Source organism: Chitinophaga sp. 22620, assembly GCF_052044405.1.
GTDB lineage: Bacteria > Bacteroidota > Bacteroidia > Chitinophagales > Chitinophagaceae > Chitinophaga.
The window spans coordinates 31,756-46,660 of the sequence record NZ_JBQEMV010000002.1 but is presented as its reverse complement, the minus strand read 5'-3'; the positions used below and the strand labels follow the sequence as shown (position 1 = coordinate 46,660).

Genomic DNA, 14,905 nt, shown 5'->3' with positions numbered 1-14,905 from the left:
CCATGAATCAGGAAGCTCCCATCATTGTAGGTCTCGACATTGGCACCACGAAGATAGCAGCCATCGCAGGAAGGAAGAATGAATACGGGAAATTGGAAATCCTCGGATTCGGGAAAGCCCCATCATTTGGTGTGCAGCACGGCATGGTGCTCAACATCGACCAAACTATCAAGGCCATCCGCCAGGCGCTTGAGAACTGCTATGCATCCAATCCAAACCTTGAGATCAACGAAGTATACGTAGGCATCGCCGGTCACCATATCAAAAGCCTTCAAACCCGCGGAGACATCGTGCGCAACGATACCGATGCGGAAATTTCACAGAAGGACATCGATCAGCTGATCAACGACCAGTATAAGACCGTGATCCCTGCCAGCGACCAGATCATTGACGTGATCCCGCAGCAGTATATCGTGGACAGCCTGCAGAACATCACCTATCCCATCGGGATGAGCGGTGTGAAAGTGGGTGCGAATTTCCACATCATTACCGGCGACAAGAACGCCATCCGCAACATCAACCGCAGCGTGGAGAAATCCGGCCTGCGCATCAAGGACCTCGTGCTGCAACCGCTGGCATCCGCCGCGGCTGTTATGTGCGATATGGACTTTGAAGCCGGCGTTGCGATCGTGGATATCGGTGGCGGTACTACGGACCTGGCCGTGTTCTACGAAGGCGTACTGAAACATACCGCTGTGATCCCCTATGGTGGCGAAAACATCACCAACGATATTAAGAACGGCCTGGGTGTGCTTAAAACACAGGCTGAACAAATGAAGGTACAGTTCGGTTACGCACTTGCAGACGAGGCCAAGAACAACGCATACATCACCATTCCCGGCCTGCGCGGCCAGAGCCCGAAAGAAATTTCGGTGAAGAACCTGGCGCACATCATCCAGGCAAGAATGAGCGAGATACTTGATTTCGTGGTGTACCACCTCAAGCAGATCGGGATGGACAATAAGATGCTGAACGGCGGTATCATCCTCACCGGCGGCGGCTCACAGCTGAAACACCTGATCCAGCTCACAGAGTACACCACCGGCGTAAGCGCCCGCATCGGCTACCCGAACGAGCACCTGGCAAGCGGCCATACAGACGAGCTTACCAAGCCGATGTACGCCACCTGCGTGGGCCTCATCCTGAAAGGATACAACGATTACGAAAACGATAAACGCGCGCTGGAAGAAAACTACGTGAAGATCAACACCAGTTACTTCGCGAAAGAAAAAGCTTCCCGCCTGGCGGACGATGCAGAAGACTGGACGGAAGACGAACAACCGGAAGAAACGGCAGACGCACGCCAGCACAGGAAAGCAGTTGAAAGGAACGCTTCTCTCAAAGGTTTCCTGGACAGGATGAAAACAAAGATCATCGACATGTTCACCGAAGAGGAAGACGCAAAGCTGTAACAGTAGCAGCGTGGCGTGATTGTTGCATGAATAGTCAATTTTTTAAAACACGATCAAAAATAGTAGCGTAGGAAAACGGTACACCAAATACTAACCCATTTAAAGAGAAAGAGTCATGATACATTTTGATCTTCCAAAGGAAAAATCCTCCATCATCAAAGTGATAGGCATTGGTGGCGGTGGTAGCAATGCGGTGAACCACATGTTCAGTCAGAACATCGAGGGGGTGAACTTCATTATCTGCAATACCGATGCACAGGCTATTGCAAACAGTCCCGTACCCAACAAGGTACAGCTGGGGCCACACCTTACACAGGGTTTGGGAGCCGGCGCCAATCCACGGATCGGCGAGCAGGCAACGGAAGAATCCTTTGAAGAAATCAAAAAGATACTGGAGGTGAATACCAAGATGGCATTCATTACCGCAGGCATGGGCGGCGGCACCGGCACCGGCGGCGCACCCATCATCGCCAAAATATGCAAGGAGCTGGGCATTCTCACCGTCGGCATCGTTACTACTCCCTTTTCTTACGAAGGGAAAAAAAGGATGCAGCAGGCGGAAGAAGGCATCAACCGCCTGAAAGATTATGTGGACACACTGCTGATCATCTCCAACGATAAGCTCCGCCAGAAGTTCGGCGATCTGAAATTCAAGGCCGCATTCGAGAAAGCAGACAACGTGCTGGCCACCGCTGCGAAATGTATCACCGATGTGATCAACAGCACCGGGCAGATCAACGTGGACTTTGCGGACGTTTGCACCGTGATGCGCAACGGCGGCGTGGCCATCCTTGGCGCGGCAGTGGCCGAAGGCGAATACCGCGCGCAGAAAGCCATCGAGGAAGCGCTTACTTCCCCGCTGCTGAACGACAACGATATCAAGGGAGCCAAATGGATCCTTATCAATATCTCTTCCGCCGAAGGCGAGTTCGAGCATACGCTGGACGAGATGGACACCATCCAGGCCTATGTACAAAGCATGGCCGGCGAGGATTGCGATGTGATCCTTGGTGTAGGCTACGACCAGTCGCTGGAACGTAACCTGGGCGTTACCATCATTGCCACCGGCTTTGAGCAGAACCCCATCCAGCAGCAGAAACCTTCCGGCAGCACGGCCGCCCAGCCCGTGAAAGAAGAGCCGAAGATCGTAATGACCCTCGGCCAGGAAGGCGACGAAAAGAAAATGAACAGCCAGGCCATGCTTTTCTCCGACGAACCGGACGAAGAGATCAGGGATGTGATGGCGCCGAAGCTTGTAGAGCCGCAGGTTGCCCACCCCGCCCCTACAGCAGCCTTTGTACCGCCTGCTCCGCCGCGCGAAACCTATACGCTCAACATCGAGCCGGTAGAACCCGCGCAGCCGCAACAGCAGGCAGCACCAGAGCCCGTGCAGCAGGCGCCGCAGCCGCAACCTGTTCAGCAGGCACCGCAGCAGCCGCCCGCACCGGCAACCGGCTCCTCATCAGGAGGTTACCTGAGCCGCCCTTCCAACATTTACGTGGAACCAGTGAACAACAGCCAGCAGGATGAAATGAAAATGGTGTACAAAGAAGAGCCCGCCCCCGAACCGGAACCCGTGCAGCCTCAACCGCAGCAGCAGGCGCAACCGCAGCCGCAGCAGCTGCTGGACGAACAGCAGGAAGAGCAGAAACGCAAACAGATGGAAAGGGTGGCGAAATTACGCAGTATCAGCTTCAACGTGAAGAATATGGAGAACAACCAGGAGATCGAAAATGTGCCGGCATATCTTCGCCGGAATGTGAACCTGGATAGCGGTGCCGGCTCCGCCGAACACTTCTATTCCGGCTATACCGTTGGCAACGGGCAGAACGACCAGGCGGAGATCAATACGATCAACACCTTCCTGGACGGCAAAAAACCCGACTGATGCGATAAAAAAGAAATTAGTTTGATTGTTTTTTAGTTGTGTTAAAAAAAATCCTCCGACTCTTCGGAGGATTTTTTTTATTTCTCTTAAAGCGAATTCAGCACTGCATTTCCGGCATCCACCATATCTTCAGCCTTCTTCGCTTTCAACGCATTGATCTCGAAAGTGGACAGTATCTTTTCCAGCTGCGGCCCCTTCCCTTCTGCTTTCAGTATGCGGATCTTCTCATACGTCTGGATGCCTTCTATCATCCTTTCGAAACGCATGGAAGAACGCGGGCCGGGATATACGAGGTACGTATCGCCCGCTGCCCAGGTGCGGAAACGTGAGTCCTGCAAGGGCTCTTTCACCCAGCAGTTGAAAGCCCAGCGCAGATAGCCGGTGTAATTTTTGGCCGCTGCATGCCAGCCCAGCCATGCGGATTCCGCCAGCGGGGAAAACGTAAAGGTGTTCGGGAAACCTTCGGAACAGCAGGTGTAATAGGTAGTGGGCCAGCCCTTCTCCAGGCGCCATTTTCTTTCTTCTTTGGTGAAATCCTGGCCGGAGGCCACGCAATAATCAAAGATGTCGTTCACCAGCTCTTTGTGGTAGTTACCGGCGAGCGAAACCTTGAAGTCCTTATCCACACTACGTATCAGCTTAATGGCGCTTTGCATGGCCTCCATCGGCCGTTCGTCCATAGCGATGCAGGTGATGTTGAACCAGCCTTTGGATTTGAGGTGTTTGGCAAAGTCCGTCAACATAGGGCGCCAGTGATTATCGTATTCGGCGGTGCCGGGTTTGGCTACCAGCACTTCGTTCTTACCGGTGCTTTCGTCGAAGTAATAAAATTTCAGGTTCCAGGGGATCATGCTGAAGCAGGCGATCTCTTTTTTGATGCCCATTTCCTGCATGAAGCTCACCCATTGGTCGAACACGGTGTAGTCGAAATTCCAGGAGCCGTCCTTCTTTTTGGTCCATTTCACCATGTCGCCGTAAATATCTTCAGTCTGGCTGTTCCAGGGATCGTAAATGATGCTGGTGGTGATCACTTTTTGCCCGGCATTGGCCAGCATTTTCATGTACGGTTTCATGGCCTCGAAATGTGCTTTGCTCCACAGCGGGGTGTTGTGGACGCGGGCCACAGCATAGGGGCTCTGCCAAAGGTCCAGGTGAAAGGCCCAGTCCTGCGGCTTGGGCAGCGTGCGCTCCCCTACAGTTATTTCATATTGCAACGCTTCAAGGGCGGCGCCTTTCCCTACTGCCACCTGTACGGAGCCTTTGTAAGTGCCGGCGGGCGTTTGCGGCGGTACAGCTATGCTCAGCCACACGGGCTGCGTGTTATTAGCCGCTATATTTGTTTTCCCAATAAAATCAATGCCATCTGCCACCAGTGAAGAATCAAATTGGCCAGGCTTGCGGTGCCCGCAGCCGCCACCTTCGCTGTTCAGCTCATCGGTCATCACATACCGCACAAAACCGGTTGTAATGGCCTCCGATGGTATTTTATTTCCCTTCCCATCGCTGAGAGCGCCAATAATAACGCGCAGGTCGGATGCGGGCACGGTGGACCAGATCACGAACTGGGTGTGCACTTTCTCTCCTTTCCAGGCTTTGGTGTTCCAGGTGGTACGCAGGGAACCGGATGCCGGGGCGTATATCTTGTCATAACGCACATCCGCGCTGCCGAAAGCAACGTTGATACCTGGCTTCACCGCGCTCCAGGCTGCAGGGTCAACTGTACGCGGGTCTTTTAATTCTTTGTAATCGGCGGAAGGGCCGCTCTGGGCGTATAATGCCAGGGTGAGTGCCAGGGACAGGCCCGTGGCAAAGACGTGTTTAAGCATAACGAGTAGCATGTTTGGAAGCTCACAATATAATATCTATTGCGCTTTCATGCAAACCCATTCTATTCGATATCGTAACGGTACCGGTCCTGTACCCGCTTGAGCTGCAGGTTGGTTACAGGAGCCACTACCAGGGGAAATTTCTCGATAGTAACATAGCTGGAATCGAGCCCGAAGCCCCGTTCTTCAGAAAGCCCGATCTTTTTGAGCATAAAATAAATACGCATGATGATCCGCTCGTGCAGGGGCAGGTCGTTGTCGTGCGAGAGGAATTTTTCCATCACGATGAACTGGAAATCGCCCACCACATTGTTTTTGCTGAGGGATTCGTAACGGCTGGTGATATTCACTTCCTTATTCCGGACCATATCTTCCACCACCATCCTGAACATAAGGTTGATCCTTTGCTCCACCCTGAAGCCCAGCCTGAACTCCACCCTGATCACTTCGTTGGGGATGATGGTCTGTACCGTGTATTCGCTCATATACGGTTCGTCTACCACATCTACGTGCACAAACCAGTAAATATCAGCGCGTTTGGGCTTTTTGTTGAGCACGGAATAAATGATCTTATGCTCTATTTCCTTCGGGTTATCCGCACTGCTCATGTATACGAGGTGCGTGGCGTATTTCGGAATGGATGTGTCGTTACTGAGCTCCTGCAGGATGGGCAGGTAATCTTCCAGCCGCACAAATTCCACGTAACGGTTCTTGATCTTGCGGCTCCTGAACCAGGCATACATCACGAGGAAGAGCGCGCCGGCCACGATCACGGTCACGTAACCGCCGTGGGTGAACTTTACGAGGTTGGCCAGCAGGAAGGAAAATTCGATGGTCAGGTATACGACCAGGTACACGGCGATCCATGCGAGCTTTACGCGGCGGGTATATAAGTAGAAGGCGAACAGGCAGGAGGTCATCAGCATACAAATGGTGATGGACAGCCCGTAAGCCGCTTCCATGGCGGATGATTCTTTAAACAGCAGTACGATGGATACACAGCCGACAAACAGCATCAGGTTGATGCCGGGGATATATAATTGCCCGCGCAGTTCCGTCGGGTAGTTGATCTTGAGTTTGGGCCAGAGGTTGAGGCGCATGGCCTCTGAAATAAGGGTGAACGACCCGGAAATGAGGGCCTGGCTGGCGATAACGGATGCGATGGTGGCGATCAATACCCCGAAGATCACGAACCATTCGGGCATGATGAGGAAGAAGGGGTTTTCCCCGTTCAGGGTTTTGCCCTGCTGCGTGAGCAGCCAGGCGCCCTGGCCCAGGTAATTGAGTATCAGCGCTATTTTGACGTAGATCCAGGAAACGCGGATGTTGCCGCGGCCAACGTGCCCAAGGTCCGAATAGAGGGCCTCCGCCCCCGTGGTACATAGGAAGACGGCCCCGAGCAGCAGGAAACCATGCGGGTAGAGTACCAGTAATTTTACGCCGTAATAAGGGTTAAAGGCTTTCAGAACGCTGAGGTCGTCCGCAATATGAGCCACTCCCAGTATGGCGAGCATACTGAACCAGATGACCATGATAGGGCCGAACATTTTACCGATGGACATGGTGCCGAACTGCTGCATAAAAAACAGCAGTGTGATGATCACCAATACGATCTTAACGATGGTCCAGGTACCGAGGTCCTTGAATACGGGCAGGGTGCGCAAGCCTTCCACGGCCGAGGTGACCGTGATGGGGGGCGTAATGATCCCGTCTGCCAGCAGCGCGGCCCCGCCGATCATACCGAAAACGACCGTCCATTTGCCATGCCGCCTTACGAGGGCGTACAGTGAAAAAATACCGCCTTCACCTTTATTGTCTGCTTTAAGCGTGAGGATCACATATTTGACGGTGGTCTGAAGGGTGAGTGTCCAGATAATGCAGGAAATACCGCCGATCACCAGCAGCTCGCTGATCTCGTTGGTTCCAACAATGGCTTTGAACACGTAAAGCGGAGAGGTACCGATATCGCCGTAGATGATACCCAACGCCACAATCAGACCGGCCAGGGTAGCTTTATTGAAGTCTTTTACCACGCTAAAAACAGTATAAATTTAAGGCTGGTCAAATTTAGTGATAATTAATCAGGATTTGCAAGTGTAAAAAACGCGTTATTGTATAACGGGTAAGTGGGGTCAGGGGTTCAATCAGCAGGGTATTTATTTTCAGGGGCCTGTTAAAAAGCGAACAGGCTGCTCAAATGAGCAGCCTGTTCTGAATTATTTACCGTGGTTGTCCGGTCTGTATTAGTTAGCAGGAGCTAAGTCAACAGTGCTGGATTCGCCAGGAGTGTTTTGTTTGATGAAGCGGCCGCGGTCGATACCTTGTTTTTCAGCCAGGTAGTCGATCACTGCATCCACACGGCGAGAGCTCAGGTCAACACCGCCTTTCTTGCCTTTGGCACCAGCGTGGCCGGTAACCAGTACATTACAGGAGGGGTTCTGACGCAGGGTGTTAGCTACGCTGCTCAGGATGGCTTCGTTGTCGGAAGATACTTTGGTAGAAGAACCTTTGAAGGCTACGCTGGGGAATACCAGGCTAGCGCATGCAGGTTGCTGAACCATGTTCTTGCAGCACTCAGGATCCGGGCATTTACCTACGCCGTCAGCGTCAACAGGCTGGCAATATGTCGGAGTGATGAGCTGTTTGTCTTTGTAGTCAGGAACACCGTCACCGTCTGTATCTTTAGCAACACCGTGAGAATCAACAGGTGCGCCGGCAGGAGTGTTGGGTTCGCGGTCGAACTGGTCAGTTACGCCGTCGCCGTCAGCATCGGGCAGAACAGGAGTCGGCAGTTTCATGCGACGGGGGCTGTTCAGCTCGTTGTAAGCGAAGTCCAGCGGGTTAACCCACCAGAGGGGTTCTACGCGTTTGTTCGGGTTGCCCAGGTTGAAGTTCAGGCGAACGCTGGTGTAAGAGAAGAAATCCTGGCTCTTGTCGTATTGAGCGGCAGTGTAACCGTCCATATAGTCGTCGAAGGGCAGGGTCAGTTTTTCTTCTATACCGATGTTGAAACGTTTAGAAACTTTGAAAGCGATACCAGTACCGAAGTCAACAGCGTGACGGAGCAGCTGGTTGTCGTCGTTACGGCCGATCTGAACGCGGTTGCCCTGAGCAGGAGCATTTTGCTCATACTCTTTGTCATGCAGATCTTTCAGAGCGTCGCGGATGTCTTTTTTCTTGCCGGTGAAGTCAATACCGCTGTAGTCATAACCATCGCCGGAAGCGTTCAGGGCGTCAACGTCAACGTCTGACATCAGGATGCTGTAACCACCAAATACATACCAGTTCACTTTAGGCTGTGCCTTGTAGAACAGGATGTTGCTGAGGGAAGCGATGAAGTCCAGAGACAGCTGGTGAGTAGCAGCTTTATAAGCCGGAACTACTAAACCGTTGTTCTGTTGCTGGGAAGCGTTGTAAGCTGCGAAATTGTTCCAGGGTTTCAACTGGTAATCCAGACCGTAGTCGAAAGAACCAGTATATTCAGCTCTGATAGAGAAAGTATGACCGATAGCTTTTCTCAGGGAGACACCGCCGCCGAAGCCGGGGAGGGAAGCTACATCACCTTTAATAAAGTGGTAACCACCGTGGAAACCGAGTTCCCACATGTTACGGGGTTTAGCGGGGTAGTCAGATTGGTTGTTTCTGAAGCTGTTAAACTGCGCCATATTCTTTGCCGAAACTTTTGAGGAGTCCAGGGCATCATATGTGGGTTTAACCTGCGCAAAACCAGGAGATGCTGCCAGAAGAGTCATTGCACCTGCCAGTAGTAAGTACTTTTTGCTTGCCATAATTGTTTTTTTATTTAAAAACTGTTAAAGATTTTACAATTAACGCGTTTTTTACCAAGCAAAGGTAAAAATCCTAAATGAATATACAAATTTTTATTGCGATTTTATTTGTATTGATAACTGACTCAATATTAGAGTATAATTTAAAGAACATCCAACTAATGTATACAAATTCGGGGCCAATTTTGCAAAATGTCCTATTTTAGGCCTAGCTTAGCAAACCTTTTTATTATATCCATGGAGGAAATTAAACAACTGATCGGGAAGGAATTACAAGATTTCGAAGGAAAGTTTGCAGATGCAGTGAAGAGCCATGTACCTCTGCTGGACCGCATTATGCATTATATCGTGAAAAGGAAGGGCAAGCAGATCAGGCCCATGTTCGTCCTGCTCTCCGCCAGATTATTCTCCAACAGCATTAACGAAAATACCTACCGCGCCGCCGCCCTTGTGGAACTTTTACACACCGCCACCCTCGTGCACGACGATGTGGTGGACGATTCCCTCGAACGCCGGGGCTTCTTTTCCATCAACGCCCTCTGGAAAAACAAGATAGCCGTGCTGGTGGGCGATTACCTCCTCTCCAAAGGCCTGCTGCTCAGCGTCAGCAACAAAGATTTCCGCAGCCTGGAGATCCTCTCGCAGGCCGTAAAGGAAATGAGCGAAGGCGAACTGCTCCAGATCGAAAAAACCCGCAAGCTGGACATCAAAGAAGATATCTATTTCGAGATCATACGCCGCAAAACCGCGTCCCTCCTTGCCTCCGCCTGCGCGGCCGGCGCCTGGAGCACCACGGCAGACGATGCCCTCACCGAAAAAATGCGCCTCTTCGGCGAAAAGGTCGGTATCGCCTTCCAGATCAAGGACGACCTGTTCGACTACGGCACCGCCAACATCGGCAAACCTACCGGGATAGACATCCGGGAAAAGAAAATGACCCTTCCCCTCATTTACACCCTCCAGCATGGAAGCAAAGAACAACGCCGGCATATTATAAACATAGTAAAAAATTATAATAAGGATAAAGAGAAGGTCAACGAAGTAATTGCCATCGTAAAAGAAAGCGGCGGCATCGAATATACCCGGCAAAAGATGCTGCAATACCGGGACGAAGCGCTGGCCATTCTCCATGAACTGCCCGAAAGCAATATCCGGGCGGGGCTCGAAACACTCGTAAGGTTTACCACGGACCGGAAATTTTAAGGTCTCATCTCCCTATACCGGAGAATTTCCCGCTTTTAGCGCAAATACGCTAATCATCCTTATATTACAACAGAAGTCAGAACCAACAAAAGGAAGCAATTCCCGCCAATACAATTTCATGCAGAAACGCTGGACAGTAAAAAAATATCAACCAACGCAGGAGCAGCAGCTTCAGTCAGCTTTAAAAATACATCCCGTCCTATGCCGGCTCCTGGTTCAACGGGGCATCACAAAGTATGACGAAGCCAGGCATTTTTTCCGTCCCTCCCTGGAAGACCTTCACGATCCATGGATCATGAAGGACATGGACAAAGCCATTTCGCGCCTGGAAGAAGCCTTTTTCCGCCAGGAAAAGATCCTGATCTACGGCGATTATGATGTGGACGGCACTACGGCTGTTGCCACCGTTTATGGTTTCCTGCAGTCACTCTACCCTAATATCGAATTCTATATCCCCCACCGTTACCGCGAAGGTTACGGCATTTCCATGCAGGGCATCGAATATGCCCGGGACAACGATTTCACACTCGTTATTGCACTGGACTGCGGGATCAAATCCATCGAATATATCGCCTATGCCAAATCCATCGGCATAGATTTTATTATCTGCGACCACCACCTTCCGGATCCCGAACTCCCGCCCGCAGTGGCTATCCTCAATCCCAAACAGGAAGGCTGCCCTTATCCCTATAAGGAACTGAGCGGCTGCGGCATCGGCTTCAAGCTTATCAGCGCCCTGGCGCAGAAAAAAGGCAGGCCCATGCAGGAAGTATATGGCTACCTTGACCTCGTGGCCACCAGCATCGCGGCAGACATTGTGCCCATGACCGGCGAGAACCGCATCCTCGCCTTCCATGGCGTAAAACAGGTGAACGAAATGCCCAGCGCGGGCATCCGGGCGCTCATCCAGCTCAGCAACCTGAAAGAAAAACTTACCACTTCGAACCTCGTGTTCGTGATCGCCCCGCGCGTGAACGCGGCCGGCCGTATGGACGACGCGCGCAAAGCGGTGAACCTCTTTATAGAAAAGGATTTCGACAAAGCGTATGCTTTCGCTGAAATGCTGCATGGCGATAATATGGAAAGGAAAGGGGTAGACATGAGCATTACCCAGGAAGCCGTAAGCATTATCCAGAACGATATTTCGCTGCACGGCCGCAAATCCACCGTGCTCTACCAGCCGCACTGGCACAAAGGCGTAGTAGGCATCGTGGCCAGCCGCCTGATCGATAAATATTATTACCGGCCCACCATCATACTCACGCAAAGCAACGACAAAGTAGCCGGCTCTGCCCGCTCTGTATCAGGGTTTAACGTGTATGAGGCCATTCACCAGTGCAAGGACCTTCTCGAAAATTACGGCGGGCACTTCTACGCCGCCGGCATGACGCTGAAGCCCGAAAACGTGACCGCCTTCCAGGCGAAGTTCGAAGAAGTGGTGGCCGCTACCATCAACCCGGAGCTGCTGATCCCCGAGATCGTGATCGATACGGAGATCAACCTGTCAGATCTTTCCCCGGGATTCTATAACATCATGCGGCAATTCGAACCGCTGGGGCCGGAGAACCTGCGCCCCGTTTTCCTCGCCAGGAACCTGATGGATACAGGATTTTCAAAGATTGTAAAAGAAGAACACCTGAAGTTGTCTGTTAAACAACGGAATGGGGGCTCCTTTTCAGGAATAGGGTTTTTTATGGCGGATAAATTCGAGATCATCAGCCACAAAAAACCCTTTGATATGGTGTTCACAGTAGAAGAAAATGAATGGAACGGCACAGTGTCCCTTCAGCTGAAAGTGATAGACATCCGCGCTTCCGCATAGATCTATGGCAGGCGCTGCGCGCTCAGCCAGGTGAACAGTGCCGGATTGTTGTAGGCTTTTGTCCAGGCATCATGGCCACCAGTGGGGTTCTCCGTATATTTAACCAGCTGCCCGCCGCAGGCTTTGATGGCATTCACCATATTCCTTGAGCCGGATACATTTACTGTCGGGTCGTCCGCATTATGAAAAGCCCATATTGGTTTGGTTTTTAACGCGCAGGCTTTAGCCACCGGCCCGGCTCCGCAAATGGGCACAGCCGCCGCAAACCTCGAAGGATAAGCTGCCACCCACTCCCAGGTGCCAAAACCGCCCATACTAAGCCCCGTCACATAAATCTTTTTAGGATCAATATTATACAGCTTCACAATATCGTCGTACACGGCATTGAGGCTCGGAACATTCCACCAGGTTCCCAGCGGGCATTGCGGAGATATTACAATAAACGGGAAGTTGGCATTTTTAGCCGCTATCGCCGCCAGGCCTGCTCTTTTAACCATGTTCAGGTCGTTCCCCCTTTCCCCTACTCCATGCAGGAAAATGATCACCGGCCAACGTTTGGTCGTTTCCGTATTATAAGTGGCCGGGATCTGCAGCACATAGCCCGTTATGCCTTTGGGATTGTTCACTTTCCGGAAAGTGACGCCTGTTTGCTGGGGCGTGAACGAGGCGGGGTCTTTTGTAAGGTCGGGAGCCTGCACTCCGGGCACTACTTTGGAATCCTTCCCGGAAGGCTCCACAGTGGAGGTTTTCGAACAGGCAGCGATCAGCAATACAACAGCCGCGCTGAGGAGTAATTTGTAATTCATAAAATGCAGATATGGTTTAAGAATCGGTTTTTTCAACTAACAGTGTCAGGCAATGATTATACCAACGAACGAGTACACCTTTCCTGAACCAGCCACGAGCTTAGCAAAAAATATAATCTATCAGAATTTCATATATGCAAGCAGTTCGATGATAGCCTGACTGCAGCAAAGACAGTCAACAATCACTCCCGATATTTTTTCTTAACCTTTTTATTGTGTGCCTTCCTCCCGGAAATAAAAAAAAGCGGGTAGCCCATTAAAGCCACCCGCTTTGCAAATTATGTGGATAATCTTACTTGTTATTCATCAGCTCTACGCTGCGCTGCACAAAGGCCGTCAGGTCTGCGCCTGTGAGCAGGTTCTGCGAAAGTAGCGCCAGGTCAGCGAGGTTGCGCACCAGCTTTTGCTGCAGTTCTCCATTTCCTTCCTGCAGGATGTTCTGGTAAATGGGATGGTTCGCATTCACCGTCATGGTGATCTCGTCTGGCATGCCCGCGTACCAGCTGGCCGCAGAGCCGCCCATCGCCGCCATATCCTTCATCCTGCGCATCAGCTCGCCACGCGTAACGATCACAGGCTGGTCCTGCTCACCCAGGCCCTTCAGTTCCACCTTGATATGCGGCAAGGCCAGCTGCGTGCCGAACAGCTCTTTCAGTTTCCCTTCCTGTTCTTCGCTCAGCACGCTCTGCGCCGTTGCTTCATGGTCGACCAGGTTGTCCGGGATGTCGGCATCCACCCGGGTGAACATCACGTTCTCCCACTTCTGTTCCATGTGATTGATGAAACCGGCATCCACCATCGTGTCCAGCTTCACTACTTTGAAGCCCTTGGCAGTGGCTGCGCTGACGTAGCTGTCCTGCTGCACGGGATTGGTAGCGTAAATTATTACAAGCTTATTTTCTTTGTTGGTCTGCAATGCAGACGTAGCGGTGCGGTATTCGTCCAGCGTATAGAAAGCCCCGCCATTTACACCTTCCATCAGGTGGAATTTGTTCGCTTTGTCCAGGAACTTGTCTTCGGTCATCATGCCGTATTTCACGAACAGGCCGATGTGCTCCCATTTTTCTTCGAAAGCCTTACGGTCTGCGCGGAACATTTCATCGAGCTTGTCCGCCACTTTTTTCGTGATATGCGCATTGATCTTTTTCACGTTGGGATCGCCCTGTAGATAGCTGCGGCTCACGTTCAGCGGGATATCCGGCGAATCGATCACGCCATGCAGGAGCATCAGGAATTCCGGCACAATATTCTTCACTTCATCCGTTACAAATACCTGGTTGCTGTAAAGGCTGATCTTGTCTTTCTGTATCTCGTACGTTTTGGTGATCTTCGGAAAGTACAGGATGCCCGTAAGGTTGAAAGGATAGTCCACGTTCAGGTGGATCCAGAACAGCGGTGGTTCCGCGAAAGGATACAGTTCTTTGTAGAAGTTCTGGTAATCTTCCGCGGTAAGCTCGCCGGGCTTTTTCACCCATGCCGGCGTTGTGTTGTTGATCTGCGTATCCTGGAATTTGATGGGCACCGGCAGGAAGCGGCAGAATTTTTCGAGAATGGTGCGGATGCGGTGTTCATCGAGAAATTCTTCACTTTCTTCGTTGATATGCAGCACGATGTCTGTACCGCGTTCTGCTTTTTCCGTTTCTTCCAGCTGGTATTCCGGGCTGCCGTCGCATTCCCAGCGAACGGCCTGTGCGTCTGTCTTCCAGGACTTTGTAATTATTTCAACCTGGCTGCTCACCATAAAAGAAGAGTAGAACCCGAGGCCGAAATGGCCGATGATATTGGCGCCTTCCGCCTGGCCTTTGTATTTTTTTACAAACTCCTCAGCGCCTGAAAAAGCCACCTGGTTGATGTATTTATCCACTTCTTCGGCCGTCATGCCCACGCCGCGGTCGGAGATCGTGATCGTTTTTTTCTCTTTGTCCAATGCAACCGTAATATCGGTACTGCCGATGTCTCCTTTAAACTCCCCTACGCCGGCCAGCGTTTTCAGCTTCTGGGTGGCGTCCACCGCGTTACTTACCAGCTCACGTAAAAAAATGTCATGATCCGAGTAGAGGAATTTTTTGATAATGGGGAAAATGTTTTCTGTTTGTACACGTATTGCACCTTTCTGCATATGATATCAGTTTTTTAACGGGAGAAATGCTTTCAAATGAT

The 14,905-nt window shown here is 51.5% G+C and carries 9 protein-coding genes; 4 read left to right on the top strand and 5 right to left on the bottom strand.

From position 1 onward, the window contains the following. The first annotated feature begins 2 nt into the window (after window positions 1–2). Both ftsA and ftsZ read left to right on the top strand, forming a co-directional pair. On the top strand, window positions 3–1,412 hold the full coding sequence (ftsA, locus tag ACTJIK_RS09715; protein WP_440646174.1) for a cell division protein FtsA: 1,410 nt from the start codon (window positions 3–5) through the stop codon (window positions 1,410–1,412). A gap of 115 nt (window positions 1,413–1,527) precedes the next feature. Further along, window positions 1,528–3,300 carry a cell division protein FtsZ gene (gene ftsZ / locus ACTJIK_RS09710; RefSeq protein ID WP_440646173.1) on the top strand — a complete coding sequence of 591 codons (1,773 nt, stop codon included), beginning with the start codon at window positions 1,528–1,530 and terminating at the stop codon, window positions 3,298–3,300. Window positions 3,301–3,386: 86 nt separating this feature from the next. Here ftsZ and ACTJIK_RS09705 read toward each other — a convergent pair whose 3' ends face one another. The 3 genes from ACTJIK_RS09705 to ACTJIK_RS09695 all read right to left on the bottom strand — a co-directional run bounded on the left by ACTJIK_RS09705 (window position 3,387) and on the right by ACTJIK_RS09695 (window position 8,914). Beyond that, a complete protein-coding gene (locus ACTJIK_RS09705; protein WP_440646172.1) occupies window positions 3,387–5,126 on the bottom strand; it encodes a glycoside hydrolase domain-containing protein in 1,740 nt (579 codons plus the stop codon). Window positions 5,127–5,188: 62 nt separating this feature from the next. After that, window positions 5,189–7,159, bottom strand: a complete 1,971-nt coding sequence (locus tag ACTJIK_RS09700) for a KUP/HAK/KT family potassium transporter (protein ID WP_440646171.1) — start codon at window positions 7,157–7,159, stop codon at window positions 5,189–5,191. A gap of 210 nt (window positions 7,160–7,369) precedes the next feature. Continuing rightward, a complete protein-coding gene (locus tag ACTJIK_RS09695; protein WP_440646170.1) occupies window positions 7,370–8,914 on the bottom strand; it encodes an OmpA family protein in 1,545 nt (514 codons plus the stop codon). A gap of 237 nt (window positions 8,915–9,151) precedes the next feature. Between ACTJIK_RS09695 and ACTJIK_RS09690 the strand changes: the two genes are divergently transcribed. Then, window positions 9,152–10,117, top strand: a complete 966-nt coding sequence (locus tag ACTJIK_RS09690; protein ID WP_440646169.1) for a polyprenyl synthetase family protein — start codon at window positions 9,152–9,154, stop codon at window positions 10,115–10,117. Window positions 10,118–10,235: 118 nt separating this feature from the next. Then, on the top strand, window positions 10,236–11,939 hold the full coding sequence (gene recJ / locus ACTJIK_RS09685) for a single-stranded-DNA-specific exonuclease RecJ (RefSeq protein WP_440646168.1): 1,704 nt from the start codon (window positions 10,236–10,238) through the stop codon (window positions 11,937–11,939). 2 nt (window positions 11,940–11,941) lie between these two features. Here recJ and ACTJIK_RS09680 read toward each other — a convergent pair whose 3' ends face one another. Together ACTJIK_RS09680 and htpG are read right to left on the bottom strand one after the other, a co-directional pair. Beyond that, complete coding sequence (locus tag ACTJIK_RS09680; RefSeq protein WP_440646167.1) at window positions 11,942–12,745, bottom strand: hypothetical protein; 804 nt, start codon at window positions 12,743–12,745, stop codon at window positions 11,942–11,944. A 292-nt stretch (window positions 12,746–13,037) separates the two neighbouring features. Continuing rightward, entirely contained in the window at window positions 13,038–14,864 is a 1,827-nt protein-coding gene (gene htpG, locus ACTJIK_RS09675) for a molecular chaperone HtpG (protein WP_440646166.1), read from the bottom strand. Between the last annotated feature and the right edge of the window lie 41 nt (window positions 14,865–14,905).